At 63.8% G+C, this 26,301-nt stretch carries 20 protein-coding genes; 11 read left to right on the plus strand and 9 right to left on the minus strand.

What is annotated here, in order from left to right; all coding sequences use genetic code 11:
• Positions 1-29: 29 nt before the first annotated feature.
• Together argB and HGI47_RS02800 are read right to left on the minus strand one after the other, a co-directional pair.
• A complete protein-coding gene (gene argB, locus HGI47_RS02795; protein WP_168851217.1) occupies positions 30-938 on the minus strand; it encodes an acetylglutamate kinase in 909 nt (302 codons plus the stop codon).
• 60 nt (positions 939-998) lie between these two features.
• Positions 999-1,637, minus strand: a complete 639-nt coding sequence (locus HGI47_RS02800; protein ID WP_168851218.1) for a queuosine precursor transporter — start codon at positions 1,635-1,637, stop codon at positions 999-1,001.
• Positions 1,638-1,723: 86 nt separating this feature from the next.
• On the opposite strand from HGI47_RS02800, the gene HGI47_RS02805 reads away from it, so the two are divergent.
• Positions 1,724-2,980, plus strand: coding sequence for a NupC/NupG family nucleoside CNT transporter (locus tag HGI47_RS02805; protein WP_168851219.1), 1,257 nt, complete (start codon positions 1,724-1,726; stop codon positions 2,978-2,980).
• Here HGI47_RS02805 and HGI47_RS02810 read toward each other — a convergent pair.
• Positions 2,977-3,588 carry a 5'-methylthioadenosine/S-adenosylhomocysteine nucleosidase gene (locus tag HGI47_RS02810; RefSeq protein ID WP_168851220.1) on the minus strand — a complete coding sequence of 204 codons (612 nt, stop codon included), beginning with the start codon at positions 3,586-3,588 and terminating at the stop codon, positions 2,977-2,979. The two genes, HGI47_RS02805 and HGI47_RS02810, sit on opposite strands and share 4 nt — an antisense overlap.
• 117 nt (positions 3,589-3,705) lie before the next feature.
• Complete coding sequence (gene mutS / locus HGI47_RS02815; protein WP_168851356.1) at positions 3,706-6,282, minus strand: DNA mismatch repair protein MutS; 2,577 nt, start codon at positions 6,280-6,282, stop codon at positions 3,706-3,708.
• Positions 6,283-6,416: 134 nt separating this feature from the next.
• On the opposite strand from mutS, the gene HGI47_RS02820 reads away from it, so the two are divergent.
• Together HGI47_RS02820 and HGI47_RS02825 are read left to right on the plus strand one after the other, a co-directional pair.
• The gene (locus HGI47_RS02820; RefSeq protein WP_206065926.1) at positions 6,417-8,063 is read left to right on the plus strand and encodes a hypothetical protein; all 1,647 of its coding nucleotides are present in this window, start codon (positions 6,417-6,419) and stop codon (positions 8,061-8,063) included.
• 132 nt (positions 8,064-8,195) lie between these two features.
• Positions 8,196-10,460, plus strand: coding sequence for an NADP-dependent malic enzyme (locus HGI47_RS02825; RefSeq protein ID WP_168851221.1), 2,265 nt, complete (start codon positions 8,196-8,198; stop codon positions 10,458-10,460).
• 156 nt (positions 10,461-10,616) lie between these two features.
• Here the strand turns inward: HGI47_RS02825 and ppa are convergent, their stop codons facing one another.
• The 3 genes from ppa to HGI47_RS02840 all read right to left on the minus strand — a co-directional run bounded on the left by ppa (position 10,617) and on the right by HGI47_RS02840 (position 13,869).
• Positions 10,617-11,156 (minus strand): inorganic diphosphatase, encoded by a 540-nt coding sequence (gene ppa / locus HGI47_RS02830; protein ID WP_168851222.1) that lies wholly within the window; start codon positions 11,154-11,156, stop codon positions 10,617-10,619.
• 98 nt (positions 11,157-11,254) lie between these two features.
• Entirely contained in the window at positions 11,255-11,905 is a 651-nt protein-coding gene (locus HGI47_RS02835) for a DUF1345 domain-containing protein (RefSeq protein WP_168851223.1), read from the minus strand.
• A 5-nt stretch (positions 11,906-11,910) separates the two neighbouring features.
• Entirely contained in the window at positions 11,911-13,869 is a 1,959-nt protein-coding gene (locus HGI47_RS02840; RefSeq protein WP_206065927.1) for a M61 family metallopeptidase, read from the minus strand.
• A gap of 102 nt (positions 13,870-13,971) precedes the next feature.
• On the opposite strand from HGI47_RS02840, the gene hisS reads away from it, so the two are divergent.
• The 7 genes from hisS (at position 13,972) to HGI47_RS02875 (ending at position 22,148) form a co-directional block, all read left to right on the plus strand.
• Positions 13,972-15,303: a histidine--tRNA ligase gene (hisS, locus tag HGI47_RS02845; RefSeq protein ID WP_168851224.1), complete on the plus strand. Its 1,332-nt coding sequence runs from the start codon at positions 13,972-13,974 to the stop codon at positions 15,301-15,303.
• Entirely contained in the window at positions 15,300-16,364 is a 1,065-nt protein-coding gene (prfA, locus tag HGI47_RS02850) for a peptide chain release factor 1 (RefSeq protein WP_168851225.1), read from the plus strand. Before hisS ends, prfA begins: the two co-directional genes overlap by 4 nt.
• Positions 16,365-16,406: 42 nt before the next feature.
• A complete protein-coding gene (gene prmC, locus HGI47_RS02855; protein ID WP_168851226.1) occupies positions 16,407-17,273 on the plus strand; it encodes a peptide chain release factor N(5)-glutamine methyltransferase in 867 nt (288 codons plus the stop codon).
• Between the two features lie 194 nt (positions 17,274-17,467).
• Positions 17,468-18,430, plus strand: a complete 963-nt coding sequence (locus tag HGI47_RS02860) for a DUF4167 domain-containing protein (RefSeq protein WP_370521602.1) — start codon at positions 17,468-17,470, stop codon at positions 18,428-18,430.
• A gap of 60 nt (positions 18,431-18,490) precedes the next feature.
• Positions 18,491-20,071 carry an apolipoprotein N-acyltransferase gene (lnt, locus tag HGI47_RS02865; protein ID WP_168851227.1) on the plus strand — a complete coding sequence of 527 codons (1,581 nt, stop codon included), beginning with the start codon at positions 18,491-18,493 and terminating at the stop codon, positions 20,069-20,071.
• A gap of 74 nt (positions 20,072-20,145) precedes the next feature.
• Positions 20,146-21,351, plus strand: coding sequence for a methionine adenosyltransferase (metK, locus tag HGI47_RS02870; RefSeq protein ID WP_168851228.1), 1,206 nt, complete (start codon positions 20,146-20,148; stop codon positions 21,349-21,351).
• Between the two features lie 185 nt (positions 21,352-21,536).
• Complete coding sequence (locus HGI47_RS02875) at positions 21,537-22,148, plus strand: lysozyme (RefSeq protein WP_168851229.1); 612 nt, start codon at positions 21,537-21,539, stop codon at positions 22,146-22,148.
• A 127-nt stretch (positions 22,149-22,275) separates the two neighbouring features.
• On the opposite strand, the gene HGI47_RS02880 is transcribed toward HGI47_RS02875, so the two are convergent.
• Positions 22,276-23,577 carry an acyl-CoA dehydrogenase family protein gene (locus tag HGI47_RS02880; RefSeq protein WP_168851230.1) on the minus strand — a complete coding sequence of 434 codons (1,302 nt, stop codon included), beginning with the start codon at positions 23,575-23,577 and terminating at the stop codon, positions 22,276-22,278.
• On the minus strand, positions 23,577-24,938 hold the full coding sequence (locus HGI47_RS02885) for a phosphotransferase (RefSeq protein ID WP_370521604.1): 1,362 nt from the start codon (positions 24,936-24,938) through the stop codon (positions 23,577-23,579). The genes HGI47_RS02880 and HGI47_RS02885 overlap by 1 nt, the downstream gene beginning before the upstream one ends.
• Before the next feature lie 197 nt (positions 24,939-25,135).
• Between HGI47_RS02885 and HGI47_RS02890 the strand changes: the two genes are divergently transcribed.
• A complete protein-coding gene (locus tag HGI47_RS02890) occupies positions 25,136-26,104 on the plus strand; it encodes a serine hydrolase (RefSeq protein ID WP_168851231.1) in 969 nt (322 codons plus the stop codon).
• Positions 26,105-26,301: the final 197 nt, after the last annotated feature.

The raw sequence follows: 26,301 nt of genomic DNA on the forward strand, positions 1-26,301 counted from the left end.
GCTTGGAACTGCTGCTGGTTCCCTGAAGGCTAAGCGCGAATGAGCGTGCCCGCGCCCTTGGCGGTGAAGATTTCCAGCAACATCGCGTGCGGCACGCGGCCATCAAGCACCACAGTGGCCTCGCAGCCTGCCTCAACCGCGTGGACGCAGGTTTCCAGCTTGGGGATCATGCCGCCGCTGATCGTGCCGTCTTCGGCCAGACGCGCGATATCGGCGGGGCGCAGGTCGGTGAGGAGGTTCTTGTCCTTGTCGAGCACGCCGGGAACGTCGGTCAACAGGAACAGCCGCGATGCGCCGAGCGCTGCGGCGATGGACCCTGCCATCGTGTCGGCGTTGATGTTGTACGTCTCGCCATCTTCGCCCACGCCGATGGGGGCGATGACCGGGATCATTCCTGCGCCGACGATGGTATCGATAACGGTGGTATCGATCCGTGCCGGTTCGCCCACGAAGCCGAGATCGACGAGGAGCGCTTCGCCATCATCGCCTGCGATGGCCTTGGGCGCTTTCTTCGACTGGACCTTGCGGGCGATGACCATGCCGCCGTCCTTGCCGGAAATGCCGATGGCCTTGCCGCCCGCGCGGGCGATCCAGCTTACCAGTTCCTTGTTGATCGCGCCTGCCAGCACCATTTCGGCAACTTCGGCGGTCTGTTTGTCAGTCACCCGCAAGCCATCGACGAACTGCGATTCGATGCCGAGGGCCTTCAGCATGCGGCCGATCTGCGGGCCGCCGCCGTGGACCACCACCGGGTTGATGCCCACCGCTTTGAGCAGCACGATATCTTCGGCAAAGTCCTGCGCAAGGTCAGGATCGCCCATCGCGTGGCCGCCGTACTTCACCACAAAGGTCTTGCCGGCATAGCGCTGCAGATAGGGAAGCGCTTCGGTCAGCGTTTCGGCCTTGGCGAGCATCGCGGGATCGTGATTCTGCGTCATGCGCGCGCCTTTACGCTTCTGCGCCCGAAATTGAAGCGTTTTCGTGCGCGCTCGCGCGGATCAATCTGCTGAATCGAGCTTGCGCCCCAGCTTGAGCACCAGCGCGATGATCAGCGGGACGAGGACGGCGGAAAGCACGACCTTGGCAAGCATCTGCCCCAGCATCAGCGTGGCGATTGGGCGGACGCCCACGAACGACACAGTGATGAAGATCAGCGTATCGACGATCTGCGAAAGCGCCGCGGCGATGAATCCGCGCACGGCCAGGAACCTGCCCGCTGCGCCGCGCAGCCGGTTGAATATCCACACGTTGAGCGTGACCGACACGCCATAGGCCATGATCCCGGCCAGCATCATCCGCCACGATTGGCCAAGGATGATGGGGAAGGCTTCCTTTGCCGGTTCGTACATGCCGGGGTCAGTGGGTAGTTGGATGACGAACAGGGTCAGCAGGATCGCGAAGGCCAGCGGCAAAAAGCCATAGCGCACCAGCCGGTCGGCCACCGCCTTGTCATGCAGTTCGGCAATGCCGCTGGATATGCCGACGAGGGTGAGGAAGGGGAAAATTCCCGCCTCCACCGCCAAGGGACCGAGCGCGACCTGCTTTGCCCCCAGTACGCCGCCCAAGGTGACCATGCCGCCATAGAACAGCGCAAACAGGAACAGCGAACGGGGGACCGCAGTGGCTTTATCGTGCATAACGGGCCGATAGCGCGCTTTTCACGCCCCGCCAATTCGCTATTAGGTTCGTTGGTAACCATTTGCCGTGGAGCACTCCCTTCCTGATGCGCGTATTGTCCAGCCTGCTTGGGATGGTGCTCATCCTTGCGCTCGCCTTTCTCCTTTCGTCGAACCGCCGCGCGATCCGGTTGCGCGTGGTCGCTGCCGCTTTTGCGTTGCAGGCGGGCTTTGCCGCGCTGGTGCTCTATGTGCCGCTGGGCAACCGCATGTTGCAGGGCGCTGCGGCTGGCGTGGAAGGGCTGCTGGGCTTTGCGCGGGCCGGGGTGCAGTTCCTGTTCGGGCCGCTGGCGGACCCTGCCATCGGCGGCACCAGCTTTGCCATTTCGGCGCTGCCGGTGATCGTGTTCTTCGCAGCGCTGATCTCGATCCTGTATTATGTGGGCGTGATGCAACTGGTGATCCGCTGGATCGGCGGCGCACTGGAGAAGGTAACCGGCATCAGCAAGGTGGAATCGTTGTGTGCGGCCAGCAACATCTTCGTCGGGCAAAGCGAATCGCCCCTGGTGATCCGCCCCTATCTGGCAGCGCTCAATCCCAGCCAGCTGTTCTGCGTGATGACGGTGGGCATGGCGGGCGTGGCGGGCACGATCCTTGCCGCTTATGCCAGCATGGGCATCCGCATCGATTATCTGGTGGCAGCCGCCTTCATGTCGGCCCCGGGCGGCATCCTGATGGCCAAGCTGATCATGCCCGACGAACCACCGTGCCCTGAAGCGATGGCGGACGAGGATCTGCCCAATCCGCACGTAAAACCCAGCCTCGCCTCTGACGAGGAAGAGCGACCCGCCAACATCATCATGGCAGCGAGCCAAGGCGCGCAGACCGGTGTGAAGCTGGCCGTGGCGGTGGGCGCAATGGTGCTGGCCTTTGTCGCGCTGGTGGCGCTTGCCAATGGCATCCTTGGCTGGATCGGCGGCTGGGTGGGTGTTCCCGACCTGTCGTTCCAGATGGTGCTGGGATACGTCTTCGCGCCGGTGTTCTACCTGCTGGGCGCCGATGGCTGGGCCGAGGCGATGCAGGCAGGCGGGCTGTTCGGCAGCAAGATCGTGCTCAACGAATTCGTCGCGTTCATCGAACTGGGCAAGGATACCGCGCTTTCGCCGCACACGGTGGGCATCGTGACCTTTGCGCTGTGCGGATTCGCCAATTTCAGTTCCATCGCGATCCAGATGGCGGTGACAGGGGGCCTTGCGCCGAACCAGCGCCCGGTGATCGCCAAGCTGGGGCTGCGCGCGTTGACGGCGGGCGCGCTGAGCAATCTGATGAGCGCGGCGCTGGCGGGGTTGTTTTTGTCGCTTTAGGCGTAATGCGCCGCCAGCAAATCCACCGTCTTGGCCAGTTCGCCGTCGAGGTAGCCCAGCAGCTTGTGCCAGTCATGCGCGCCCGCAAGTTCGCCGGGGCCGTCGGACACGCCGCGCAGGCCGATCAGCGGAATGCCGAAGGTGCGGGCGGCGCGGGCTATGGCGTAGGTTTCCATGTCCACCATGTCGGCGCTCACGCGGTCCCAATGATCGCCGCTGACCACATCGCCGCCGCTCGACAGCGTGACGCTTGGCAGATCGAGCGGGCATTCCAGCGGCAGGTCTTTCGGCTCGTCGAGATAGGGCACGACGCCCGGTTCGATGCCCAAGGGCGATGCGTCCATGTCGCGCCACGATACGCTGGCGATCTGGTGGATCGATCCCAATGCACAGCGCCGCGATCCGGCAGAGCCGAGGCAGACGATAAGGTCTGGCAGCGTGCCTGCCGCTTCCAGCCGGGCGAGCGCGATGCCGGTGTGCAGCGCGGCCTCTACCGGGCCGATGCCGGTGATCAGCGGTGTGAAGCGGGCGCGCAGGTGCGGGCCGTATTCGGGTTCAGCCGCCATGATGAACAGCGCGCGTTTGGTGCCGAGCGGGGTCAGTTCCATCAGACCAACTCCTCGTCATTCCCGCGCAGGCGGGAATCCAGTTTGAAGGGTTGCGCGCTGGATTCCCGCCTGCGCTGGAATGACGAAGTATGGGGGGCGAAAGACGATCTTGAGGCCTCAACCATTGGCTTGCGCCTTCAACTGATAGAGCATGTCCAGCGCCTCCCGCGGCGAGAGTGCGTCGATGTCCAGCCCGTTCAAGCGTTCGCGCAAAGCATCGACCTTCTCCTCTGCCGCCTCGATTGCAGCAGCGAACAGCGGCAGGTCGTCCAGCCCAGCAGCAAGGCCTCCGGTGGCGGCGCGGCCTTTTTCCAGCTTTTCCAGCACCGATTTGGCGCGCTTGATCACCGGCGCGGGCACGCCTGCCAGCCGGGCCACGGCAAGGCCGTAGGACTTGTCTGCCGGGCCTTCTGCCAGTTCGTGCAGCAGCACCAGATCGCCTTTCCACTCCCGCGCGCGGACGTGATGGAGCGACAGCGCGTCGCACGTTTCCGCCAGCCGGGCGAGTTCGTGGTAATGCGTGGCGAAAAGACAGCGGCACTGGTTGATTGAATGGACCGCTTCGGCCACCGCCCATGCCAGCGCAAGGCCGTCATACGTGGACGTGCCGCGGCCCACTTCGTCGAGGATCACAAAGCTGCGATCCGTCGCCTGTGAAAGGATGGCGGCGGTTTCCACCATTTCGACCATGAAGGTGGAGCGTCCGCGCGCAAGATTGTCCGCCGCGCCCACGCGGCTGAACAGACGGTCCACCAGCCCCACCGTCGCGGCCTGCGCGGGCACGAAACCACCCGCCTGCGCCAGCAGCACGATCAGCGCGTTCTGGCGCAGGAAGGTGGATTTACCGCCCATGTTTGGTCCGCCGACCAGCCAGAGCCGGTCCTGCTGGCCCAGCGCGCAATCGTTGGCGACGAAGCGCTCGCCCTTGGCCGCTAGCGCGGCTTCCACCACCGGATGCCGCCCGCCCGTGATCTGAAGGCAGGGTTCATCCACAACGCGCGGCAAGGCCCAGTTACCTTCCGCAGCGCGTTCGGCCTGACCCGCTGCAACGTCGATCCGGGCAATCGCGCCAGCGGTGGCGGCAATCGCTTCTTTCGCGCGCACGGCATGGCCGACCAGATCTTCGAAATGCGCTTCTTCTGCCGCCAGCGCATGGCCACCGCTTTCGGCAATGCGGCTGGCTTCCTCGTGCAGCGCCAGCGCATTGAAGCGCACCGCACCCGCCATCGTCTGGCGATGGGTGAAGCCCGAATCGGGGTGCATCAGCCGGTCGCCGTGCTTTGCCGGAACCTCGATGAAATAGCCCAGCACCCCGTTGTGCCGGATTTTCAGTGCGGCAATGCCCGTCTCGTCGCGGTACTTGGCCTCCAACGCGGCAATCGCGCGGCGGGCGTTGCCCGATACGCGGCGCAATTCGTCCAGCCCCGCGTCATAGCCCTCTGCGATATAGCCCCCCTGCGACCGTTCGGTCGGCGGGGCGGGCACCAGCGCGCGGGCATAGAGATCGGTCAGCGCCCCGTGGCCGGAAAGCGTGGGCAGCAGCGCCACCATCGGTTCGGGCAGATCGCGGCGGGCGCGCAGCATATCGTGCAGGCGGCGCGCTTCGGACAGGCCATCGCGCAATTGCCCAAGATCGCGCGGGGAGCCACGCCCGGCCACCACGCGGCCCAGCGCGCGGCCCACATCGGGCAGGGCGCGCAAGACGCCGCGAATATCACCGCGCAGCAGCGGATCGTCGTGCAGCCAGCTTACCAGTTCCAGACGCCGGTTGATGGCGCGCGCATCGGTGAGCGGGGCCGAAAGGTCTTCGGCCAGCAGCCGCGCGCCTGCGCCGGTCACGCAGCGGTCGATGGCTTCCACCAGCGATCCGCGCCGCGTGCCGGTGGAACTGACAAGGATTTCAAGGCTGGCGCGCGTCGCTTCGTCCATCGCCATGTGGGTGCCCGCTTCGCGCGCCACAGGTGGCAGAAGCAAAGGCAGCGCGCCACGCCCCACATGGTCAAGATAGGTGATCAGCCCGCCTGCAGCCGCCAGCATGGCGCGGGTGAACTGGCCGAAACCATCCAGCGTGGAGACGCCGTGCAGCGCTTTCAGTCGCGTCTCGCCCTCGTCGCTGGAGAACGACCGATTCGGGCGGGCCACGCAATCGACCGGGGCCAATTCCCACGAATCAGAGGCCACCACCTCGCTCGCGCCCAGCCGTGCCAGCGCCGCACCCATCTGGTCGGGACTGCATTCCTCCAGTTCCATTCGGCCTGTCGAAATGTCACAGGCAGCAAGGCCGATGACCCCGCGCACATCGCACACAGCGGCCAGCACATTGGCGCGGCGCGGTTCGAGCAGGGCTTCTTCGGTCAGCGTGCCTGCGGTTACGAAGCGCACGATATCGCGCGCGACCAGTGCCTTGGAACCCCCGCGTTTCCTGGCTTCTTCGGGCGTTTCCACCTGTTCGGCAATGGCCACGCGGCACCCGGCCTTGATCAGGCGGGCGAGGTAGCCTTCCGCCGAATGGACCGGCACGCCGCACATCGGGATCGGCGCACCGCCGTGTTCGCCCCGGCTGGTCAGCGCAATGTCGAGCACTTGCGCGGCGATCTTCGCGTCATCGAAAAACAGCTCGAAGAAATCGCCCATGCGATAGAACAGCAGGCAGTCAGCGGCCTGCTCTTTGAGCGCAAGATATTGCGCCATCATCGGAGTTGGGGCATTAGGCGTCACGCGGAGGTGGCTAGACCAGCCGCGCGTGTTTCTCAAACCATCGAAGCTGGATATCCGCAACTGCGCGCCCTGATGGCACGGCAAGCGGGTCATGTTGGGGTAAGCAGAGTTTGACGCAAGTCCGCGAAAAGAGCTGGATTGCCGCCGTAAAGGCGCTGTGGGCACAGGCCGGGGCGCTGCCGTGGCTGTCCGGTCCGGGCATCCTGATCGGCGTTCTGCTGGTCTGTGCGCCTTTCGCGCTGGTCGAAGTTCCGCCGCTGATCGACGTGCCGGGTCACATGGGCGCCGCCGCGATCGAGGCGGCTGGCCCCGGCAATCCGCTGGAACAATACTTCACGTGGAAATGGGTGTTCACGCTGAATATCGGCGGTGGCGTGCTGATGAAGGTCTTGGGCGCGCAGTTCGGCATCCTTGCCGCCGGATGGTGGAGCACGGTGCTGGCGACAGGCCTGTTCGCAGGTGGCTGTCTGTGGACCATACGCATGTTGAACCCCAAGGGCGGGCACGCGGCGGCATGGTCGCTGATGTTCGTGTTCAGCTTCCCGCTGCTGACCGGTTTCCTGAACTACATCCTTGCCACGGGCCTTTCGCTGACCGCGTTCGGGGCCTCGCTCTGGCTTGAACAGAAAAACCCCCGCGCGCGCGCCACGATGCTGATCATCGCGCAGCCGGTTGCCATGCTGTGCCATGCCATCGGCGGGCTGTTGCTGGCGCTGCTGGTGGGCGCGCACGCATTTGGCCGCGCGATGGATGAGCTGCCCGCAGGGTGGCGCTGGCGTGACCTGACGAATCGGCAGTGGCTGGCCACGCTGGACTGGAAGGCCATCGGCCTGCGTCTGTGGCAGGCCTGCTGGCCGCTGCTGGCCACGGTCATCACCATCGTGCTGTGGAAGGCGTTTTCGCCGCCGGTAAAGAGCATGAACATATGGCGCTGGGACCAGAAGGCATGGTCCTTTGTCCTCACCCTGCGTGATCAGTCGAAGCTGCTGGATTTCGGCACATCGATCATCGCAGGCCTGTTGGTTTTGGTCGGGCCGCTGCTGGGTGCAAAGTGGCGCTGGCGGCAGGGCTTGCCCGCGCTGACGGTGTTTCTGCTGTTTCTTGCCATTCCCAGCGATATCAATGGATCGTCGTTCGTCGACATCCGGCTGCTGCCAGTGGCGGCGATGCTCGGCCTTGGCCTTCAGGACTGGAGCGGCGCGCGCCGCCCGGAATGGGCAAAGGCGGTGGCCTATCTCGGCATGGCGCTGCTGGCCGTGCGGCTCACCGTCACGGCGTGGAGCTTCAATGGCTACGCCGAAGATTACAACAAGCAGCTTTCCGCGCTTACGCATGTCGAACCCGGCAGCCGCGTGCTGGCCTTTGTGGAGCACTCGTGCCTTGATGAATCGTGGCGCAACACTCGCCGCGATCACCTTGCCAGCCTTGCCAGCCTCTATCGGCAGGCGTGGGTGAACGATAACTGGGCCGTGCCCGGCCTGCACATGATCGTGCCGCGTTTCCGTCCCGGCCGCAATTTTACGGCTGATCCTTCGGAATTTGTCTGGTCGCGCCGCTGTGCCGGTGGCTGGCGGCGCACGGTCGATACCGCGCTGCGTGCCGCGCCGATTGAACGGGTGGACTATGTGTGGCTGATCGACACCGGCCTGCCGCAGCGTGGCGATCCGCGCCTGCAACTGGTCTGGCAGGAAGGCCGCAGCCTGCTGTTCAAGGTCCGCCGTCTGGGTATTCCCACGTGGAAGCCACAGGAGCTGTAAATCGGTCTATTGATCGCGCCGATATGTTCGTGCCGCAAATGCAGCCTATCCGCGCCTTGACGTAGCGGCAAAGACCATACAGGGCCTTTAATCGAAATCCGACCACTCACGCCGACTACTCACGGGGGTATTATGTCCGAGGAAAGCAACGTCCGTTTCACCGAACGCGAGGCGCTTTTCTACCATAACACCATAAGGCCCGGTAAGATCGAGATCATCGCCAGCAAACCGATGGCGACGCAGCGCGATCTCAGCCTTGCCTATTCACCCGGCGTTGCGGTGCCGGTCCGGGCCATCGCGGAAGATCCTTCGACTGCTTATGATTACACCGCCAAGGGCAACCTCGTTGCGGTGATTTCCAACGGCACCGCCATTCTTGGTCTTGGCAATCTGGGCGCGCTCGCGTCAAAGCCGGTGATGGAAGGCAAGGCTGTGCTGTTCAAGCGCTTTGCCGACGTCGATTCCATCGACATCGAACTCGCCACCGAAGACCCTGACGCCTTCATTGAAGCAGTCGCGCTGATGGAGCCCAGCTTTGGCGGGATCAACCTTGAAGACATCAAGGCTCCCGAATGCTTCATCATCGAACAGGCGCTGAAAGAGCGCCTGAAGATCCCGATCATGCACGATGACCAGCATGGTACGGCGATCATTTCCGCCGCTGGCCTACTCAACGCCTGCTACCTCACGGGGCGCGAGCTCGAAGATGTGAAGGTCGTGGTCAACGGCGCGGGCGCGGCAGCCATTGCCTGCACCGCGCTGATCAAGGCGATGGGCGTGCGGCACAACAACGTGATCATGTGCGACCGGTCCGGCGTGATCTATCGCGGTCGCGAATCCGGCATGGACCAGTGGAAAAGCGCGCACGCAGTTGATACATCGGCCCGCAGCCTTGAAGACGCGCTCGATGGCGCAGACATCTTCCTCGGTCTGTCCGCAGCCGGTGCCCTTCGGCCCGATTGGGTGACGAAGATGGCCCCGCAGCCGATCATCTTCGCGATGGCCAACCCGGACCCGGAAATCACCCCGCCTGATGCCAAGGCCGTGCGCCCCGATTGCATCGTCGCCACCGGGCGTTCGGACTATCCGAACCAGGTCAACAACGTGCTAGGCTTCCCCTTCATCTTCCGCGGCGCGCTGGATGTTCAGGCAACCGCGATCAACGAAGAGATGAAGATCGCCGCCGCCGAAGCCATTGCCAAGCTGGCGCGCGAGCCGGTGCCCGAAGAAGTGGCCGCCGCATACGGCATCAACCACACTTTCGGCCTCGATTACATCATCCCCGCGCCCTTCGATCCCCGCCTGATGGAAGTCGTGTCATCCGCCGTGGCGCAGGCCGCGATGGATTCGGGCGTTGCGCAGAAGCCCATCGAGGATATGGACGCCTATCGCACCAGTTTGAAGGCGCGGTTGAACCCGACCACCTCGGTGCTGACCAACGTTTTTGCAAAGGCCAAGACCGATCCCAAGCGCGTCGTCTTTGCCGAGGCGGAGAACGAAGTGGTGCTGCGCGCCGCAATCCAGTTCAAGGATTTCGGCTATGGCACCCCGGTGCTGGTAGGCCGCACGCAGGGCGTGCTCGACAAGTTGACCGAACTGGGCGTCAGCGATCCATCATCCTATGAAATCCACAACTCCGCTGTCTCGCCACTGGTGCCCGAGATGGTCGAATATCTCTACAAGCAGCTTCAGCGTCGCGGCTATCTGGAACGCGATGTTAAGCGCATGGTCAATCAGGACCGCAACGTCTTCGCCTCGCTGCTCGTCGCGTTGGGCCACGGCGATGCGCTGATCACCGGCATGACCCGCACTTTCGCGCAGTCGATGAAGGAAGTGCGCCGGGTGCTGCATCCCAAGCCTGGGCACCTGCCTTTCGGCATTCACCTGATGGTCGCCAAGAACTATACCGTGTTCCTGGCCGATACGACCGTGAACGAGCGTCCCTCGGCTGAAGACCTTGCCCACATCGCCAAGGAAACCGCCGCCGTCGCACGCCGCATGGGCCACGAACCGCGCGTGGCGTTCCTGTCCTATGCCACGTTCGGCAACCCTTATGGCCGCTGGCTCGATTCGATCCGTGGCGCTGTGGCGATCCTCGACGCCGAAGACCCCGGCTTCGAATACGAAGGGGAAATGGCTCCCGATGCGGCCCTGAACCCCAAGGTCATGGCCAACTATCCGTTCTGCCGCCTGTCCGGCCCTGCCAATGTGCTGATCATGCCCGGCCTGCAATCGGCCAATATCTCGGCCAAACTGCTGCGCGAACTCGCGGGCAACGCGGTGATCGGCCCGATGCTGCTCGGCATGGAAAAGCCCGTGCAGATCGCGCCGATGACTTCGCTTGCGCCCGATATCCTGACGCTGGCCGTGCTGGCGGCTGCGGGCGTGGTCGGCTGAACTACAACTGTTCCGTAGCGCCCCCGCGAAGGCGGGGGCCTCGGTGGTGTGACGAAACGCAACATTTAGCCGACTGAGACCCCCCGCCTGCGTGGAGCCGAAAAAAGGCGCTGGTTCGGCAGAACCAGCGCCTTTTTTAAGATCAGGCGAAACGCTTCAGCCCGCCTTGGCGGCCTTTGCGCGCTCAATCGCTTCAAGTGTGATCTGGCGGGCGTCTTCTGCGCCGCCCCAAGTGCCCACGCGCACCCACTTGTCCTTTTCCAGATCCTTGTAGTGCGTGAAGAAGTGTTCGATCTGCTGCAGCACGATTTCGGGCAGATCTTCGCGTTCCTTCACGTCCGAATAGTACGGGAAGGTCGAATCGACCGGCACGCAGACCAGCTTTTCGTCGCCGCCATGTTCGTCTTCAAGGTTCAGCACCGCAATCGGGCGCGCGCGCACGACCGAACCGGCCACGAAGGGCGAACGGGCGATCACCAGCGCGTCCAGCGGATCGCCATCGGGCGAAAGCGTGTGCGGCACGAAGCCGTAGTTTGCGGGATAGCGCATCGGCGTGTGCAGGATACGGTCGACGAACAGCGCGCCCGATGCCTTGTCGAATTCGTACTTCACCGGTTCACCGCCAACGGGAACTTCGATGATGACGTTCAGGCTTTCCGGTGGATTGTCACCGGTGGGAATCATGTCGATGCGCATCTTGGCCCCTGTTCATTGGGTGGAGAGAACGCGCTGCCCCTAGCGAAGCCGCTTGTGCGTCGCAACAAGACTTATGGCGAAACGCCCTTTACTCCCGATTACCCCAAGGCATTGATGGTGAATGCGATCACGCCAATGTTGAATATGAAGGCAGCGAAAGAATGCGCCGTCGCTATGCGGCGAATGCTCTTGCTGGTTATCTCGGTGTCGGATGTCTGGAAGGTCATGCCTAGCGTGAAGCTGAAATAGATGAAGTCGAGATAATCAGGCGTTGTGGTGCCGGGGAAATCGATGCCGCCCGTATCCTTGCCATCGCGCGAAGAATAAAAGAGGTGCGCATAATGCAGCGCATAGACGGTGTTGGCAAAAAGCCACGTCAGCAACAGGGTGCCGACGAGTTTGACCATCGCCATGCGGTTGCCCGCCGAAGCGGGCGGCAACTCGCCCGAGATTGCCGCCAGTACCACCATCGTCACGACAGTAGTGATGATCAGTACGAGCAGGCGATTGGCGTCATTGTTGGCAGCATGGCGGCGGATGCTGGCGGTATTGGCATCGCGCAGCAGCGGCAGTATCGACGTCAGAAATACCGCTGCGGCAAGATCGAAACTCATCGCCGCCGCATCGGCAAGGCTTTCTGCTCCCGGCAATTGCCAATAACCGATGAAACCGGCCACCAGCAGCGTCAGGAACACGATGAAGCGCGGTGGAGCCAGCCGGTTTCCCAGCCCGCTGCCACCGCGCGCCATTACGCTTACTTCGCCTTCTTTGCCGCAGCGCCGGGGCGCTTGGGTTCGAACAGCAGGTCCAGCCCGGTTGGGGCCTTGCCCGGTGCCACACGCTCAAGCCACGGGTAGCGCAGGCCATCCTTGTAATCGATGCGGATCGTGTCGAAGCGGCTGCCGCGCTTGACCAGCAGGTCCAGCGGCGTCCCCTTTTCACCCTTGGCTGCGGTGATCGCCTTCTTCAGCGCATCGGCATCATAGGCCACGCCGTTCACCGCCATGATCTGCGCGCCGGTCACGATTCCTGCGTTGAAAGCGGGGCTGTCCCAGCGCGAACCGGTGACTTTGCCTTCCTTGTCGATCGAAAGGCCGATTGAATTGGCAAGGCTCAGCGTCTTGCTGAAATCGCCCGCAGCCTTGGCATAGGGGTTCGGCTCTTCCTTCCACACCAGCTTGTAGCCGCCCTTTTCGATCCCGTTTAGCGGTGCGGGCTGGCCCGGCTGGTTGATGCGGGTATCGATCAGCTTGGCCCAGTCATAGGGGTAGAGCGCGTTCAGCTTGGTCACGATCTCGTCCACCTCGAACGGGATCTGGCCCCAGTCGCCGGGATTCATGCCGAAGAATGCCTTGGCGAAATCGTCGATGGACTTCTTGCCGCCGGTGCCTTCCCGCAGGATCTGGTCGATCTCCAGCCACACCAGCGCGCCTTCGGTGTAGTAATCCTCGTTGCGGGCAAGCGAGGAATAGGGCTTGGGCTTGCGCGAGGCGAAGACCGGATCGAACCCGGTATCTTCGACCGAACGCCATTCGCGCCCAGGCTGCTGGGTATAGCCGCCTGCCCACTGCGCCAGCATTCCCAGCACCATGTCCTTGCCCTGCAAGCCCGAACGCCCCGCCAGCACAAGGCCCCAGAATTGGTCCTGCCCTTCATAGGTCCACAGCAGGTCACCCTGCATCGGCTGGCGATAATCGGGCGTCCACAGCCGTGCCGGGCGGCGGAACTTGCCCGACCACGAATGCGCATATTCGTGGGGCAGCAGGTTGCGGTCCCACTCCTGCTTGTCCCACTCGGTGAAGGCTTCCGGCTCAAGCTGGTTCTCGCTCGACCGGTGATGTTCCAGCCCGATGCCGCCGATCTTGTCGGACAGCGCGAGCAGGAATTCGTAATGGTCGAAATGGTTTGCGCCGAACGCCAGCTTCGCTTCGTCCACCAGCGCGGAGTGCGCCGCGATATATTCCGGCTTGGCCTCAAGCTGTTCGGCCTTGTCGGCCACGACATTCAGCGTGACCTTCTGCCCCAGATCCCACTTCTTAAAGTACTTGCCCGCAAATATCGGGGAATCGACCAGCGTTTCGTAGTCCGTTTCGGCCCATGTCGCGCGGTTGCCGGTCATGCTCATGCCGTCCAGCGCGGTGGCGGGCGTCCAGCCCTGCGGCAGGGTCACGCTCGGCTTCACCTTGATCCGACGCACGTAATGGCCTGCGGGATAAAGGCTCATCTTCTCCCATTGCAGGTTCAGCATTTCGGGCGTCATCGTGATCCGCCCTTCGTTCGATGCGAGCGGCGAGGTGTGGATGAACTTGGCGGTCACCGCCTTTGCGCCAGCGGGCAGCATGACGTGGAAGGCATAGACTTCCACCCGATCACGCTTCCATTCCACCGGCTTGCCATCGACAAAGAACTGCACGCCTACCAGTTCGGCCAGCGGCCCGCGCGGGCCGTGGTTGCCGGGCAGCCATTGCGGGAACAGCAGTGTCAGCTCTTTCGCGCCATCGGCTACGGGGATCACCTGCGTCACGCGATAGGCGCGGCGCATGGTATCGGACGCATCGATATCCAGCGTCATCGTGCCAGGATAGGCCACATCCTGCGCATCGGGCACGGTCTGCGTGATCGGCACGGCCATCGGCGCGGAGTTGGCGGCAAGCGCCTGAGTGGACACGGAAAGGGCGAGGAGGAGCGGGGCAACCGCGAGTTTCTTCAGCATGGGGCCAGTTCATGGCCCGAAGCGGTCACATTCGCAACCATTGCGCTCCGCCTTTTTCTGACCGCTTCCCGTTTCCGCACTTTCCGGCTAATCGCGCGCACCATGAGCACGCAAACACCCCAGGCCATCCGCGGCACCCAGGACATCTTCGGCCCCGATGCCGAGGCATTCGCATTCGTCGTCGAAACGTTCGAGCGCGTGCGCAAGCTCTACCGCTTCCGCCGCGTGGAAATGCCGGTGTTCGAAAAGACCGCTGTTTTCAGCCGCTCTTTGGGTGAGACGACCGACGTCGTTTCCAAGGAAATGTACAGCTTCGAAGATCGCGGCGGGGAATCGCTGACCCTGCGGCCTGAGTTCACCGCAGGCATCGCCCGCGCCTTCATCACAGATGGCTGGCAGCAGTACGCGCCCTTGAAGGTTGCCACCCACGGCCCGCTGTTCCGCTATGAACGCCCGCAAAAGGGCCGCTACCGCCAGTTCCACCAGATCGACGCCGAAGTGATCGGCGCAGCCGAACCGCAGGCAGATGTGGAACTGCTGGTGATGGCCGACCAGCTGCTCAAGGAACTGGGCATCGCTGATGGCGTGACGCTCCAGCTCAACACGCTGGGCGATGGCGCCAGCCGCGAAGCCTGGCGCACCGCCCTGATCGACTACTTCCGCGCCGTGAAGGGCGATCTGTCGGAAGATTCGCAGGACCGGCTGGAACGCAACCCCTTGCGTATCCTCGACAGCAAAGACCCGCGCGACAAGGTTTTCACCGCGCAGGCCCCGAAGATCGACGATTTCCTGAGCGATGAAGCGCAGGACTTCTTCGCCAAGGTCACCGGCGGGCTAAATGCTGCAGGCGTTGCATGGACCCGCGCCCCGGCACTGGTGCGCGGCCTCGACTACTACCGCCACACTGCGTTCGAATTCGTCACCGACCGGCTGGGCGCACAGGGCACGGTGCTGGGCGGCGGGCGCTATGACGGGCTGATGGAAGCGCTGGGCGGCGCAGCCACGCCTGCGGTCGGCTGGGCTGCGGGGATTGAGCGGCTGGCGATGTTGGTGGGGGAAAGAAACCCGCGTCGCCTTAACGTCGCAATCGTTAGCGAAGCTCGCTCAACAGATCAGCTCGCTTGGAACCTAGGACTGTCGCTGAGACGCAGGGGTCTGAGTTCAGCAGTATGGGCAGAAGGCGCGCCACGAAAGCGGTTCGACAAAGCTGTCAAAGAAAACCCTCAATTGGTACTGGTTTTGGACGATAAGGCAGTTAGTGAACGCACAATTGCTGTCATGCGAGTGCGCTCGCTGACAACCGGCAATCTAGTGGATGAAGAGCTTGCACAGCGGGTTATCGAAACTCTAGATTCATTAAAGCTGTGGGCTGCGCCAAAACCGACAATCGAGCATGGTCGCGAACTTGAGCTAGAGTACGACATTCTAGCATGAGCGTATCCGACACCCGCCTCGGCCACCTCACGCACCGCTTCGCCGAACTCGAAGCGCGGCTGGGGTCCGGCACGCTCGAAGGCGCAGACTTCATCGCCGCCAGCCGCGATTATGCCGAACTCGAACCCGTCGCCCGCATCGCGCAGGAAATCGCTGCGATGCGCGAGGAACTGGTGAGCCTTGCCGCGCTGGACGATCCCGACATGCGCGAGCTGGCGGACGAGGAACTGCGCCGCATCAACGCCGAACTGCCCGAAGCCGAACACCGCCTCGCCATTGCCATGCTGCCGCGCGATTCGGCGGACAGCCGCCCGGCGATGCTCGAAATCCGCGCAGGCACAGGGGGCGATGAAGCCGCGCTTTTCGCCGCCGATCTGTTCCGCATGTACGAAAAGTACGCCGCAGAGCAGGGGTGGCGAGTCGAAGTCGTCTCGGTCAACGCCAACGATCTGGGCGGCTACAAGGAAGTCGTCGCCAACGTCACCGGCAGCGGCGTCTTCGCCAAGCTGAAGTTCGAAAGCGGCGTTCACCGCGTGCAGCGTGTGCCCGTTACCGAATCGGGCGGGCGCATTCACACCTCTGCCGCCACGGTCGCCGTCCTGCCCGAACCCGATGAGGTCGACATCCGCATCGAGGACAAGGATCTGAAGATCGACGTCTATCGCGCCAGCGGTGCGGGCGGGCAGCACGTGAACACCACCGATTCGGCGGTGCGCATCACCCACTTGCCCACCGGCACGGTTGTCACCTGCCAGGACGGTCGCAGCCAGCACAAGAACAAGGACAAGGCGATGCAGGTCCTGCGCGCCCGCCTGTTCGAAGCGCAGCGCGATGCCGCGCAGGGCGAAGAGGCCGAGGCGCGCAAGGCGATGGTGGGTTCCGGCGACCGTTCCGAACGCATCCGCACCTACAACTTCCCGCAAGGCCGCGTGACCGATCACCGCATCAACCTCACGCTGCACCGCCTGCCCGAAGTCCTCGAAGGCACCGGCCTTGGCGAACTGATCGACGCGCTGATTGCCGAGGACCAGTCCAAGCGACTGGCGGCGATGGATGGGTAGAGTTCAGACATCCGAAGCTCCCTCCTCTTTAGAGGAGGGGGAGTGAACGTTTCTCAATCCTTGCGCGCCGCCACCGAGCGCCTGTCCGCCACCAGCGACACCGCCCGGCTCGATGCCGAACTGCTTATGGCCCACGCGCTCGGCTGCACCCGCACCGAACTGCTGCTGCGCCATATGCAGAGCGAAGTGCCAGCCGCCTTCGACGCGCTGGTCGAACGCCGCGCGGGCCACGAACCCGTCGCCTACATCACCGGCAGCGCCGAGTTCTACGGACTGGAGCTAATCGTCGGCCCCGCCGTACTGATCCCGCGGGGCGATACCGAAACGCTGGTAGAGGTAGCGCGCGAAGCCTTTGCCGACCGCCAGCCGCCGCGCCGCATCCTCGATCTCGGCACCGGTTCCGGCGCGTTGCTCCTTGCCGCACTCTCGCTCTGGCCCGATGCCGAAGGTGTGGCTATCGAACGTTCCCCCGAAGCACTCGCCGTCGCCCGCGCCAATGGGCGGCGACACGCACCTGCCGCGCGCTTTCTGTCGGGCGACTGGACCCAACCGGGCTGGGCGAGCGATCTGGGCCAGTTCGAGCTGATCCTGTCAAACCCGCCCTATGTCGAGGATGAGGCCGATCTTACCCCCTCGGTTCGCGCGCATGAACCTGCGCAGGCCCTGTTTTCCGGGCCTGATGGGTTGGACGATTATCGCCTTCTGGTGCCGCAAATCCCCGCTCTGCTTGCCGAAAATGGCATTTCGATCATCGAGATCGGTTGGACACAGGGGCAGGCCGTGTCGGCCCTTGCGCGCGCCTCACACATGTCCGCGCGCGTCCATCATGACCTTGCCGGGCGCGAAAGGGCTGTGGAAATGGCGAGAATAGCCAATATTCCTCTTGGCAAGGGCCGCTCGGCCCATTAACTGTGAAGTCAGGCAGGGGACGGATGAGGCTTCCCGTCCCGGCCAGCTCCACCATTTGCAGGGAAGAACGGCCAATTGGCCGGAAAGAGCGCAGATGCTGGAAACGCCGATTCGCTTAGATGGCGAACCGGTGCGGAGGGTTGTGCGGCGCAATAGCTTGCACCTGTTTTTCGAGAGGCCACCCAATTAAGGAAGTGCCTGAGTTGAATAACAATCGTGGTAACAACCGCCGTCGCGGTCGCGGTAACAACAACCGTCCGCAGAATGGTGGCCAGCAGCTCAACCGGATCGACAGCCGCGCGCGGGGCAATGCCCCGCAGTTGCTCGAAAAGTATCGCAAGCTTGCGCAGGACGCCCATATGAACGGCGATCGCGTGCAGGCGGAATACTACCTCCAGTTTGCCGATCACTATTTCCGCGTGATTGCCGATACCCGTACCCGTCAGGAAGAACAGCGCGCCCGCCAGAACGGCGGTCAAGCTGGTGGGGAGCGCTGGCAGGACCAGGACGGTGAAGACGACGGTGGCGATTTCAGCGTCGAGGGTGATTTCCCCGCGTTCGACCGTCCGGTCTCCAACCGTCGCGAACGGGAAGACCGCGAGGACCGGCCTGAGCGTGGTGATCGCAACGACCGTTCCGAAGGCCGCCGTGAACGTGAGGATCGTCCCCGTGAAGATCGCCAACGCGATGATCGGCCCCGCGAAGACCGCCAGCGTGAAGATCGCGGTGACCGTAGCGAAGGTCGGCGCGACAACAATCGCCGTTTCGACCGCAATCGCAACCGCGATTCAGAGGTTGAGGCACCCGCGGCCGAACCGCTCCCCGGCGAAGGCGTGCCCGCGATTGAGGGTGAACCCATTGCCGATGCGGCGGATAATCCTTTTGTGCGTGAAGCCCGCCCTGCGCGCGGTGGCCTGCGCCCCCGCACCGAACGTCGCCCCCGCGCGGCCAAGCCGGTAGACGACGAAGCACCGGCAACGCTCGACGCCTCGTTCCTGCCGCCCTCGATCAGTGCGCGTGCAGAACCTGTGGCAGAACCCGCTCCTGCTCCCGAAGCGCCTGGACCGGTTGCCGAAGAAGCTGCCCCTGCACCCAAAAAGCGCGGTCGCCCGCGCAAGGCCGCTGCGCCAGAAGCCAGCGAGCCGGTCGAAGGCTGACATTTGACGCCGGGGTTGATCGCTTGCGGTTGGCCCCGGCGCACCCCATAGCAGCGGGGCATGAGCCGCTTCCGCTTCTCCCCCCGCCCGATCCCCCGCGAAACCCTGCTGACGGTTGCTGCTGGTGGCCTTGCCGCTTGCGGTTTCCAGCCGCTCGGCCTTTGGCCGCTGACGCTGGCGGCATTGGCGTGGCTGATTCACCGGCTCTACGTGGTCAAAACGTGGCGGCAGGCGCTGCTCACCGGTTGGTTGTTCGGCGTCGGCCACTTCACCGTGGGCAATGGCTGGATCGCCACGGCGTTCACCTATCAGGCCGAAATGCCCGCGTGGCTGGGCTGGATCGCGGTCTTCCTGCTGGCGCTCTACCTCGCGGTCTATCCAGCCATCGCCACGCTGTTGGGCTGGTGGCTGGCCGAAACGCGCCGCGCGATGTTGCTGCCCGCCTTTGCAGCCGCGTGGATTCTGGCGGAATGGATGCGGTCTTGGGTCTTCACCGGCTTTGCGTGGAATCCGCTGGCGATGGTCACGTTGGGCGGTTTCGACCGCCCCGGTCTGGCGCTCGCTGCGCAGTGGATGGGCACTTATGCGCTGTCGGGGCTTGTCGTGCTGCTGGGCGGCTGGTGGCTCTTTGCACTGCGGTCATGGCGGCAGGAGCGCAAGGGTGCGGCGCTGGCCTATGCGCTTGCGCCTGCGCTGCTGCTGGTGCTTCCGCTACACGGTGAACGCCGTGAAGGGACGCTCGCCTATACGCTCGTCCAGCCAGATGTGCGGCAGGACGTGCTCAACGATCCCGCCAATTACGAAAAGCAGTTCCAGACCACCGCTGCGCTTTCGCTGGCGCGCAAACCGGGCGAGACGCGGCTGCTGCTTTGGCCTGAAAGCGGCGTGCCCGACTTCCTGCGGCCCGGCTATGCGCAGTTCTGGTATGACGAGACGACCTACGCGGGCGATCCGCTCGTTGCCCGCGAAAGGTTGGGCCGCGTGGCGGGCAAGAGCGGGTTGCTGCTGACTGGCACCACCGACCTTGCGATGAAGGGGCCGAAAGTAACGGGCGCCTGGAACGTGGTCACTGCGCTCGATTCGCGCGGCGAGATTCGCGGCTCCTACGCCAAGGCGCATCTGGTGCCCTATGGCGAATACCTGCCTATGCGCGAGATTCTCGAACCTATCGGCCTGTCGCGTCTGGTTGCTGGAAGCCTCGATTTCCACGCCGGGCCGGGGCCGCGCACACTTGATTTGGGGCGGCACGGCAAGGCTGGAATCCAGATCTGCTACGAGATCATCTTCTCTGGCGAAGTGGTGGATCGTGGGCGCCGCCCCGACTACCTTTTCAACCCGTCGAACGATGGCTGGTTCGGCGCATGGGGACCGCCCCAGCACCTTGCGCAGGCGCGGATGCGCGCGATCGAGGAAGGCCTGCCGGTGCTGCGTTCGACCACCACCGGGATCAGCGCGGTGATCGATGCCGATGGCCTGGTGCGCCAGTTCGTGCCGCCGCTGCGCGCAGGCAGGCTGGATGGAAAAGTGCCGCCAGCCCATGCGCCGACGCTGTTCGCGCGCTTTGGCAACATGCTGGGGCTTGCATGGGCAATAGCGCTTCTTTTCGTAGCACTGGTTGCAAGCGCTACGCGGAAACGCTAAGCGGGGGGTGACATAAAGGTTTCTTTATATCGCCTCTGCCCGTTTCGGGCACGGCCATCAGCATAGGACCGCCAATGCGCAGCGATTACCTGTTCACTTCCGAAAGCGTCTCCGAAGGCCACCCGGACAAGGTTTCCGACCAGATCAGCGACGCCATCGTCGACCTGTTCCTGTCGAAGGATCCCGAAGCCCGTATCGCCTGCGAAACGTTGACCACGACGCAGCTTGTCGTGCTTGCCGGTGAAATCCGCTGCAAGGGCGTGTATGAAGACGGCGCATGGGCACCGGGCGCGCAGGAAGAAATCGAAAAGACCGTCCGCGATACCGTGAAGCGCATCGGTTACGAGCAGGACGGCTTCCACTGGGAAAAGCTGGAGTTCATCAACCGCCTGCACGGCCAGTCGGCACACATCGCGCAGGGCGTCGATGCGGCTGACAACAAGGACGAAGGCGCAGGCGACCAAGGCATCATGTTCGGTTACGCGACCGACGAAACGCCTGACCTGATGCCTGCGACGCTGTACTACAGCCACAAGATCCTTGAGCGCATGGCGGCTGACCGTCATTCCGGCGCGGCCCCGTTCCTTGAGCCTGACGCCAAGAGCCAGGTCACGCTGCGCTACGAAGGTTCGCTTCCCGTTGCGGCCACCGCCGTCGTCGTCTCGACCCAGCATGTGCCGGGTTATGACGAGGGCGACAAGGAAGCCGAGCTGCACGCCTATGTGAAGCGCGTGATCGCAGATGTGATCCCGCCGGTGCTGCTGCGCGAAACCGTGTATTACATCAATCCGACCGGCTCGTTCGAAATCGGCGGTCCCGACGGCGATGCTGGTCTGACCGGTCGCAAGATCATCGTCGACACCTATGGCGGCGCAAGCCCGCATGGCGGTGGCGCGTTTTCGGGCAAGGATCCGACGAAGGTTGACCGTTCGGCAGCCTACATCACGCGCTATCTGGCGAAGAACGTGGTTGCTGCTGGCCTTGCCACGCGCTGCACGATCCAGATCGCCTATGCCATCGGCGTGTCGGAGCCGCTGTCGCTCTATGTCGATACGCACGAAACCGGCACCGTGGGCGACGACAAGATCGAAGCTGCGATCAAGGGCATTGCCAAGCTGGGCGGCCTGACGCCGCGCGGCATCCGCACGCATCTGGGCCTCAACAAGCCGATCTATCAGCCCACTGCGGCCTATGGCCACTTCGGGCGCAAGCCGGAAGGCGACTTCTTCCCGTGGGAGCGCACCGATCTGGTCGATGACCTGAAGGCCGCTTTTGCCTGAAATCCTGAAGTGCACTTAGATGCACCTAACTGCATCTAGGCGTACTTGAGGCGCTGCAAAGTACCATCTGACGGCCCGCTTCGCACACCGAAGCGGGCCGTTTGGTTTTGATGGGTTTCAATTCCGGTTTCCTACATTCCAGCCGATGCGCACGACTCTGGTTTTTGGATGGAGTCGGACCTCTCATGCGCGAACTCACCCCCCGCATCGCTCTTGAACTGATCGCCCACGAAGGCATCGTGACCGAAGCCTACAAGGACAGCGTTGGCGTGTGGACATGGAGCGTCGGCATCACCGATGCGAGCGGGCACAAGGTCTTCCCGCGCTACAAGGACAAGCCGCAGCCGCTGGAGCATTGCATTGGCGTGTACCTGTGGCTGCTGCGTGAAAAGTACCTGCCGCCGGTGCTGGCAGCTTTTGGTCCGCACGATCCCACCGAAGCGGAACTAGGCGCGGCGCTGTCTTTCCACTGGAACACCGGGGCGATTGCGCGGGCGAGCTGGATCGGGCGGTTCGTGAAGGGCGATGTGGACGGTGCGCGTAAAGCGATGCTGGACTGGGCGCGGCCCGCCTCGCTCCTTCCGCGCCGCCGCAAGGAGCAGGCGCTGTTCTTCGACGGGCGGTGGAGTGAGGATGGAACTGCGCTGGTCTATGGCGTGGCGAAACCGTCCTACCGGCCTTCGGGTGGAAAGCGGGTTCAGGTGCGGGCGCTGGTGGAGGGGCTGTTTGCCGACCAGCCAGTGCCCGCTCCGGCGGTGGCGGAAAAGAAGACGTGGTTTGACCGGTTGTTCGAGTGACTCAACGCTTCGTCATTCCCGCGCAGGCGGGAATCCAGCGTCGGGAATGCCGTCGCTGTGCGACGACGTTGGACCCCCGCCTGCGCGGGGGTGACGAAATTGGAGTAGTGTAAGGGGTTTGTGGCAGTTACCCGAACATCCCCTTCCGTGGCCCCAGATAGCCGAACAGGAAGGCGCCCACTTTGCGCATCTGGATTTCCTCGGCGCCTTCGGTGATGCGGTAGCGGCGGTGGTGGCGGTAGATGTGTTCGAAAGGTTTGTGGCGGGAATAGCCGATGCCGCCGTGGACCTGCATCGCGCGGTCCGCCGCTTCGCAAACCAGCCGGTTCGCCCAGTAATTGCACATCGACACCTTGTCTGACAGTTCGCGCTCGATCCGCTTGTGGCCACCGTCTTCGGCTTCGAGGCGGTCCATCTCCCACGCGGTCTTGCGGATCAGCAGGCGCAGCATTTCGCATTGGGTGGCGAGGTCTACGAGCGGGAACTGGATCGCCTGATTGCGCGCCAGTTCCTCGCCAAAGGGCTTGCGTTCGCGCGCATAGCGCACCGATTCCTCGATGCAGAAGGTGGCCGCGCCGAGAGACGAGGCGGCCTGCCGGATGCGGTTCTGGTGGACGAAGCTTTGCGCGATGGACAACCCGCCGCCCACTGGGCCGAGGATCGCAGATTCAGGCACCCAGACATTGGTGAACGACACGCGCGGGTGGTCTGTGGGCATGTTGAAGGTCCACAGGTATTCCTCGATCACAAGGCCCTCGCACGGGTTGGGCACGAGGAAGCAGGTGATGCCGCGCGCATCGCCGTTATCGCCGCTGGTGCGCGCGAATGTGGCGCAGTGGGTGGCGACGTGCATTCCGGTGGTCCACATCTTTTCGCCATCGATACGCCAGCCCGCCACGCCGCCTCGCACTTCGGGCACGGCGCGGGTTTCCATGTGGGTCGCATCCGATCCGTGGTTCGGTTCGGTAAGGCCGAAGGCGGTGCGGCGGGTGCGGGCAAAGCCGCCGTTGATGAATTCGTCTTGCTGTTCGGGCGTTCCGAAGTGCTCGAACATGTTCACGAAAGGAAAGTTGCCGACGATCGAATGTTCGTTCTGCAGATCGTTGTGCAGGCCAAGGCCCTTGGCGGCGAAGTGATCGCGGATCACCGCCATCCACAGGTTCTGACCATCCTTGCCGCCATATTTCTTGGGCGCGGAAAATCGCCAGTGCCCGGCAGCGTCGGCGCGGGCCGTGGCTTCTACCAGCAGCGCTTCCCATTCGTGGCGGGGAAGGCCGCCATTGTCGAAATCGGTGCGCGCCCATTCGCGGCGATGGTCGAAGAAGCGCACGTTGTCATCCGCCTTTTCCAGCGGTTTGATCTCGGCGTCGATGAAGGCATCGAGTTCGGCTAGGTAGGCGACGAGGGGGGCGGGAAGATCGAAGTTCATCAGCGTTGCTCCCAGAGCGTTCGGGCGGCGGCGAGCGCCGGGTATTTGGGCATGTCGGCGGACAGGGTGGACAGTGCGCGGGCGCGCAAGGTGGCCAGAAGGCCCGGCGTGGCGATGGTCTGGCGACCGGCAAGCATGTCGTCGGCCAGCGCCTTGTCGGCAGGATCGGCGCGGGTGGCCAATTCGCGGCGCACGATGCCCAGCGCGTTCTGCGCGACGGCCAGTTCCCAGCGTTCTCGCCCGGCGAGTTTGTCCTTCACAGTGGCGGCGAGCCATTCGGAGACGGCAGTGAGCATTTCAGCGGCGCTGGGTTCGCCCGTGGTGGCAGGAGATTCTGGTGCAACGGGGGGCAAGGGGCGGGCGCGTTCGGCTTCGGGAGCTTCGCTCTCCAGCAGCAACAGCAGGTCGAGTTCCTGTTCTGCGCAACGCCGTGCCACGACCACCCGTTCCAGCGAACGGTCGGTGCCGTTGCGCCAGGCTTGCCCCATCGACAGGCAGCCGAGCGCCCACCACACGGTGCGGTAAACCAGCCAGAAGCGAAAGCGAGCGGGATCGAACGCTTCGCCGCCAGCGGCCTGATAGGCGCGGGCGAGCGTTTCGACATCGCTGAGGCCGAAGCCCTGTTTGTCCAGCCGCCCAAAGCGCCACACGGCCATGCAGCCATAGGCAAGGTCTTCGTGGCCATCGCCCAGATGCGCCAGTTCCCAATCAAGCACGCCCGACAGGTGCCCTTCGTGGACCATCAGGTTGCCGATGCGGAAATCACCGTGGACGACAACGGGTTCGGCAGGGGGCGGCAGATTGCGGCGCAGCCATGCGAGGCCCAGCGCGATCAGGGGGCGATCTCCGCCAGCCTCATTGAACTGGCGGGCGAGGCCTTCGACGCCATCAGCGGGATCAAGGCGGGGCAGGAAATCGAGGCCGCGCGTGTCGAGCGCGTGGATTCGTGCCATCGCCTTGGCCAGATCGCCAGCCAGCACGGGCGGGGATGATAGTGCCACTTCGGGATCGGCTGTGCCCGGCAGGCAGCGCATGATGAATCCGATGCCAAGACCATCATCGGGAACGAGTTCGGCCACCACTTCGGGCGCGGCGACGCCGCCAGCGTGGGCGCGGCGAATGACTTCGGCTTCTCCCGCCGTGTTGAGCGGACGCTCGGCGATCCATTCGGCAGACGGGGCGCGGCGCAGCACGAAACGATCTGGCCCGCAGGCGAAGAGCCACGATTCCATGTTGGCTCCGCCCGACAGGCGTTGCAGCCCGGTGACGGGATTCGTGACCGTGCCGGCCACGCCTGCGCGGCGCATGACCGCTTCGAGCAGTCCTTCCATCGTCTCTCCAGCCTGCGGCTTGCGTGCCACTGCTGAGACTATTCTTAATCGATCAGTTAAAGTCCAGCGCGAATCATTGCCGGATCATCGAATCGAAAAAGGTTCCCCCGGATCGGATCATCCGCGCCAGCCTTGCGCCGAGGTGATGGAAAAGGCACTTTGCGGCGGAATCACAAATGGTTAGTTTCGTTAAAGAGGCATAAACCGGGATCGGGGTAAGTGAGGGCATGAAGTTTCGGACCGCACGAATCGTTGCAGCGCTGTTCACCGCAGTGCCTGCGCTTGTCACCACCGTTCCTCAGGTGCAGAGCCGTGACGCGATTTCGCTGCAGGACCAACGTGACCAGATCATCCAGCAACAGGTTGCCGCGATTGCCGCCGAAGGGCGCGGGCGCATTGGCGTGGCGGCGATGGACCTTGATGGCGGCGGCCAGATCTTCGTGAATGGCGACATGCCGTTCCCGATGGCCAGCACGGCCAAGATCGCGGTGGCGGCCACGTTCCTCGAACAGGTTGAAAAGGGCAATTACCGGCTCGACCAGCAGTTCCCGATGATGCTGCGCGTGGTCGAACGCGGCACGCCCAGTCCCGAAGCGCCGCTGCGCGCCGGGACCGTGATGACCGCGCAAAGCCTGATGGAACTAATGATCACCCGCAGCCACAACGAGGCGACGGACGGGCTGATCAAGGTTGTCGGCGGGTACGAGAACGTCAACCGCTGGTTGACGCGCAATGGCATAGCCGGGCAGCGGCTGGACCATACGATGGCCACGCTGGTGCGCGATGATGGCAAGATCGACCCGGCCAAGGTGATCGATACCCGCACGTCGAGCACGCCGCGCGCGATGATCGCGCTGCTGGCGGCGATTGACCGGGGCGGGGTGCTCAGCCCTGAAAGCCGCGCGGTGCTGCTCGATACGATGACTCGCACCAGCACCGGCAAGACGCGCATCCGTGCAGGCCTGCCAGAAGGCACGCTGGTGGCACACAAGACCGGGACGCTTTCGGGCGTGACCGATGATGTGGGCATCGTGCGCCTGCCCGATGGACGGCATCTGGCGGTGACGTTCTTCGTGACCGGGCCGGAAGGCCATGCGGCGCACGCCGGGCTGATCGCGCGGATGATGCGCACGATCTATGACGGGTACAGCGCGCCGCTGGGCAAGAACACGCAGGATCTGGTGCGTCGGCGCTGATATCGGGTGGGGTTGGGGCAGACCTTGGTCAGCTCTGATCGAACAAGTCCGCGCGCTTCACCCTGAGCTTGTCTCAGGGTCTATCTCTCCGCAAAAACGGCAGCTTGTTGGGAAAAATGGATCCTGAACCAAGTTCAGGATGACGGTTGTTCGGGCGCGGCGGCTCCGAATGATCTCCAGATACGTTCAGGACAGCT

The organism is Novosphingobium sp. ERN07, assembly GCF_012641335.1.
Lineage (GTDB): Bacteria > Pseudomonadota > Alphaproteobacteria > Sphingomonadales > Sphingomonadaceae > Novosphingobium.

Excerpts from the sequence above, each read along its gene's own strand:
- argB (WP_168851217.1), bottom strand. The coding sequence starts at position 938 with ATGACGCAGAATCACGATCCCGCGATGCTCGCCAAGGCCGAAACGCTG.
- HGI47_RS02800 (WP_168851218.1), bottom strand. The coding sequence starts at position 1,637 with ATGCACGATAAAGCCACTGCGGTCCCCCGTTCGCTGTTCCTGTTTGCG.
- HGI47_RS02805 (WP_168851219.1), top strand. The coding sequence starts at position 1,724 with ATGCGCGTATTGTCCAGCCTGCTTGGGATGGTGCTCATCCTTGCGCTC.
- HGI47_RS02810 (WP_168851220.1), bottom strand. The coding sequence starts at position 3,588 with ATGGAACTGACCCCGCTCGGCACCAAACGCGCGCTGTTCATCATGGCG.
- mutS (WP_168851356.1), bottom strand. The coding sequence starts at position 6,282 with ATGATGGCGCAATATCTTGCGCTCAAAGAGCAGGCCGCTGACTGCCTG.
- HGI47_RS02825 (WP_168851221.1), top strand. The coding sequence starts at position 8,196 with ATGTCCGAGGAAAGCAACGTCCGTTTCACCGAACGCGAGGCGCTTTTC.
- ppa (WP_168851222.1), bottom strand. The coding sequence starts at position 11,156 with ATGCGCATCGACATGATTCCCACCGGTGACAATCCACCGGAAAGCCTG.
- HGI47_RS02835 (WP_168851223.1), bottom strand. The coding sequence starts at position 11,905 with ATGGCGCGCGGTGGCAGCGGGCTGGGAAACCGGCTGGCTCCACCGCGC.
- HGI47_RS02840 (WP_206065927.1), bottom strand. The coding sequence starts at position 13,869 with ATGCTGAAGAAACTCGCGGTTGCCCCGCTCCTCCTCGCCCTTTCCGTG.
- hisS (WP_168851224.1), top strand. The coding sequence starts at position 13,972 with ATGAGCACGCAAACACCCCAGGCCATCCGCGGCACCCAGGACATCTTC.
- prfA (WP_168851225.1), top strand. The coding sequence starts at position 15,300 with ATGAGCGTATCCGACACCCGCCTCGGCCACCTCACGCACCGCTTCGCC.
- lnt (WP_168851227.1), top strand. The coding sequence starts at position 18,491 with ATGAGCCGCTTCCGCTTCTCCCCCCGCCCGATCCCCCGCGAAACCCTG.
- metK (WP_168851228.1), top strand. The coding sequence starts at position 20,146 with ATGCGCAGCGATTACCTGTTCACTTCCGAAAGCGTCTCCGAAGGCCAC.
- HGI47_RS02875 (WP_168851229.1), top strand. The coding sequence starts at position 21,537 with ATGCGCGAACTCACCCCCCGCATCGCTCTTGAACTGATCGCCCACGAA.
- HGI47_RS02880 (WP_168851230.1), bottom strand. The coding sequence starts at position 23,577 with ATGAACTTCGATCTTCCCGCCCCCCTCGTCGCCTACCTAGCCGAACTC.
- HGI47_RS02890 (WP_168851231.1), top strand. The coding sequence starts at position 25,136 with ATGAAGTTTCGGACCGCACGAATCGTTGCAGCGCTGTTCACCGCAGTG.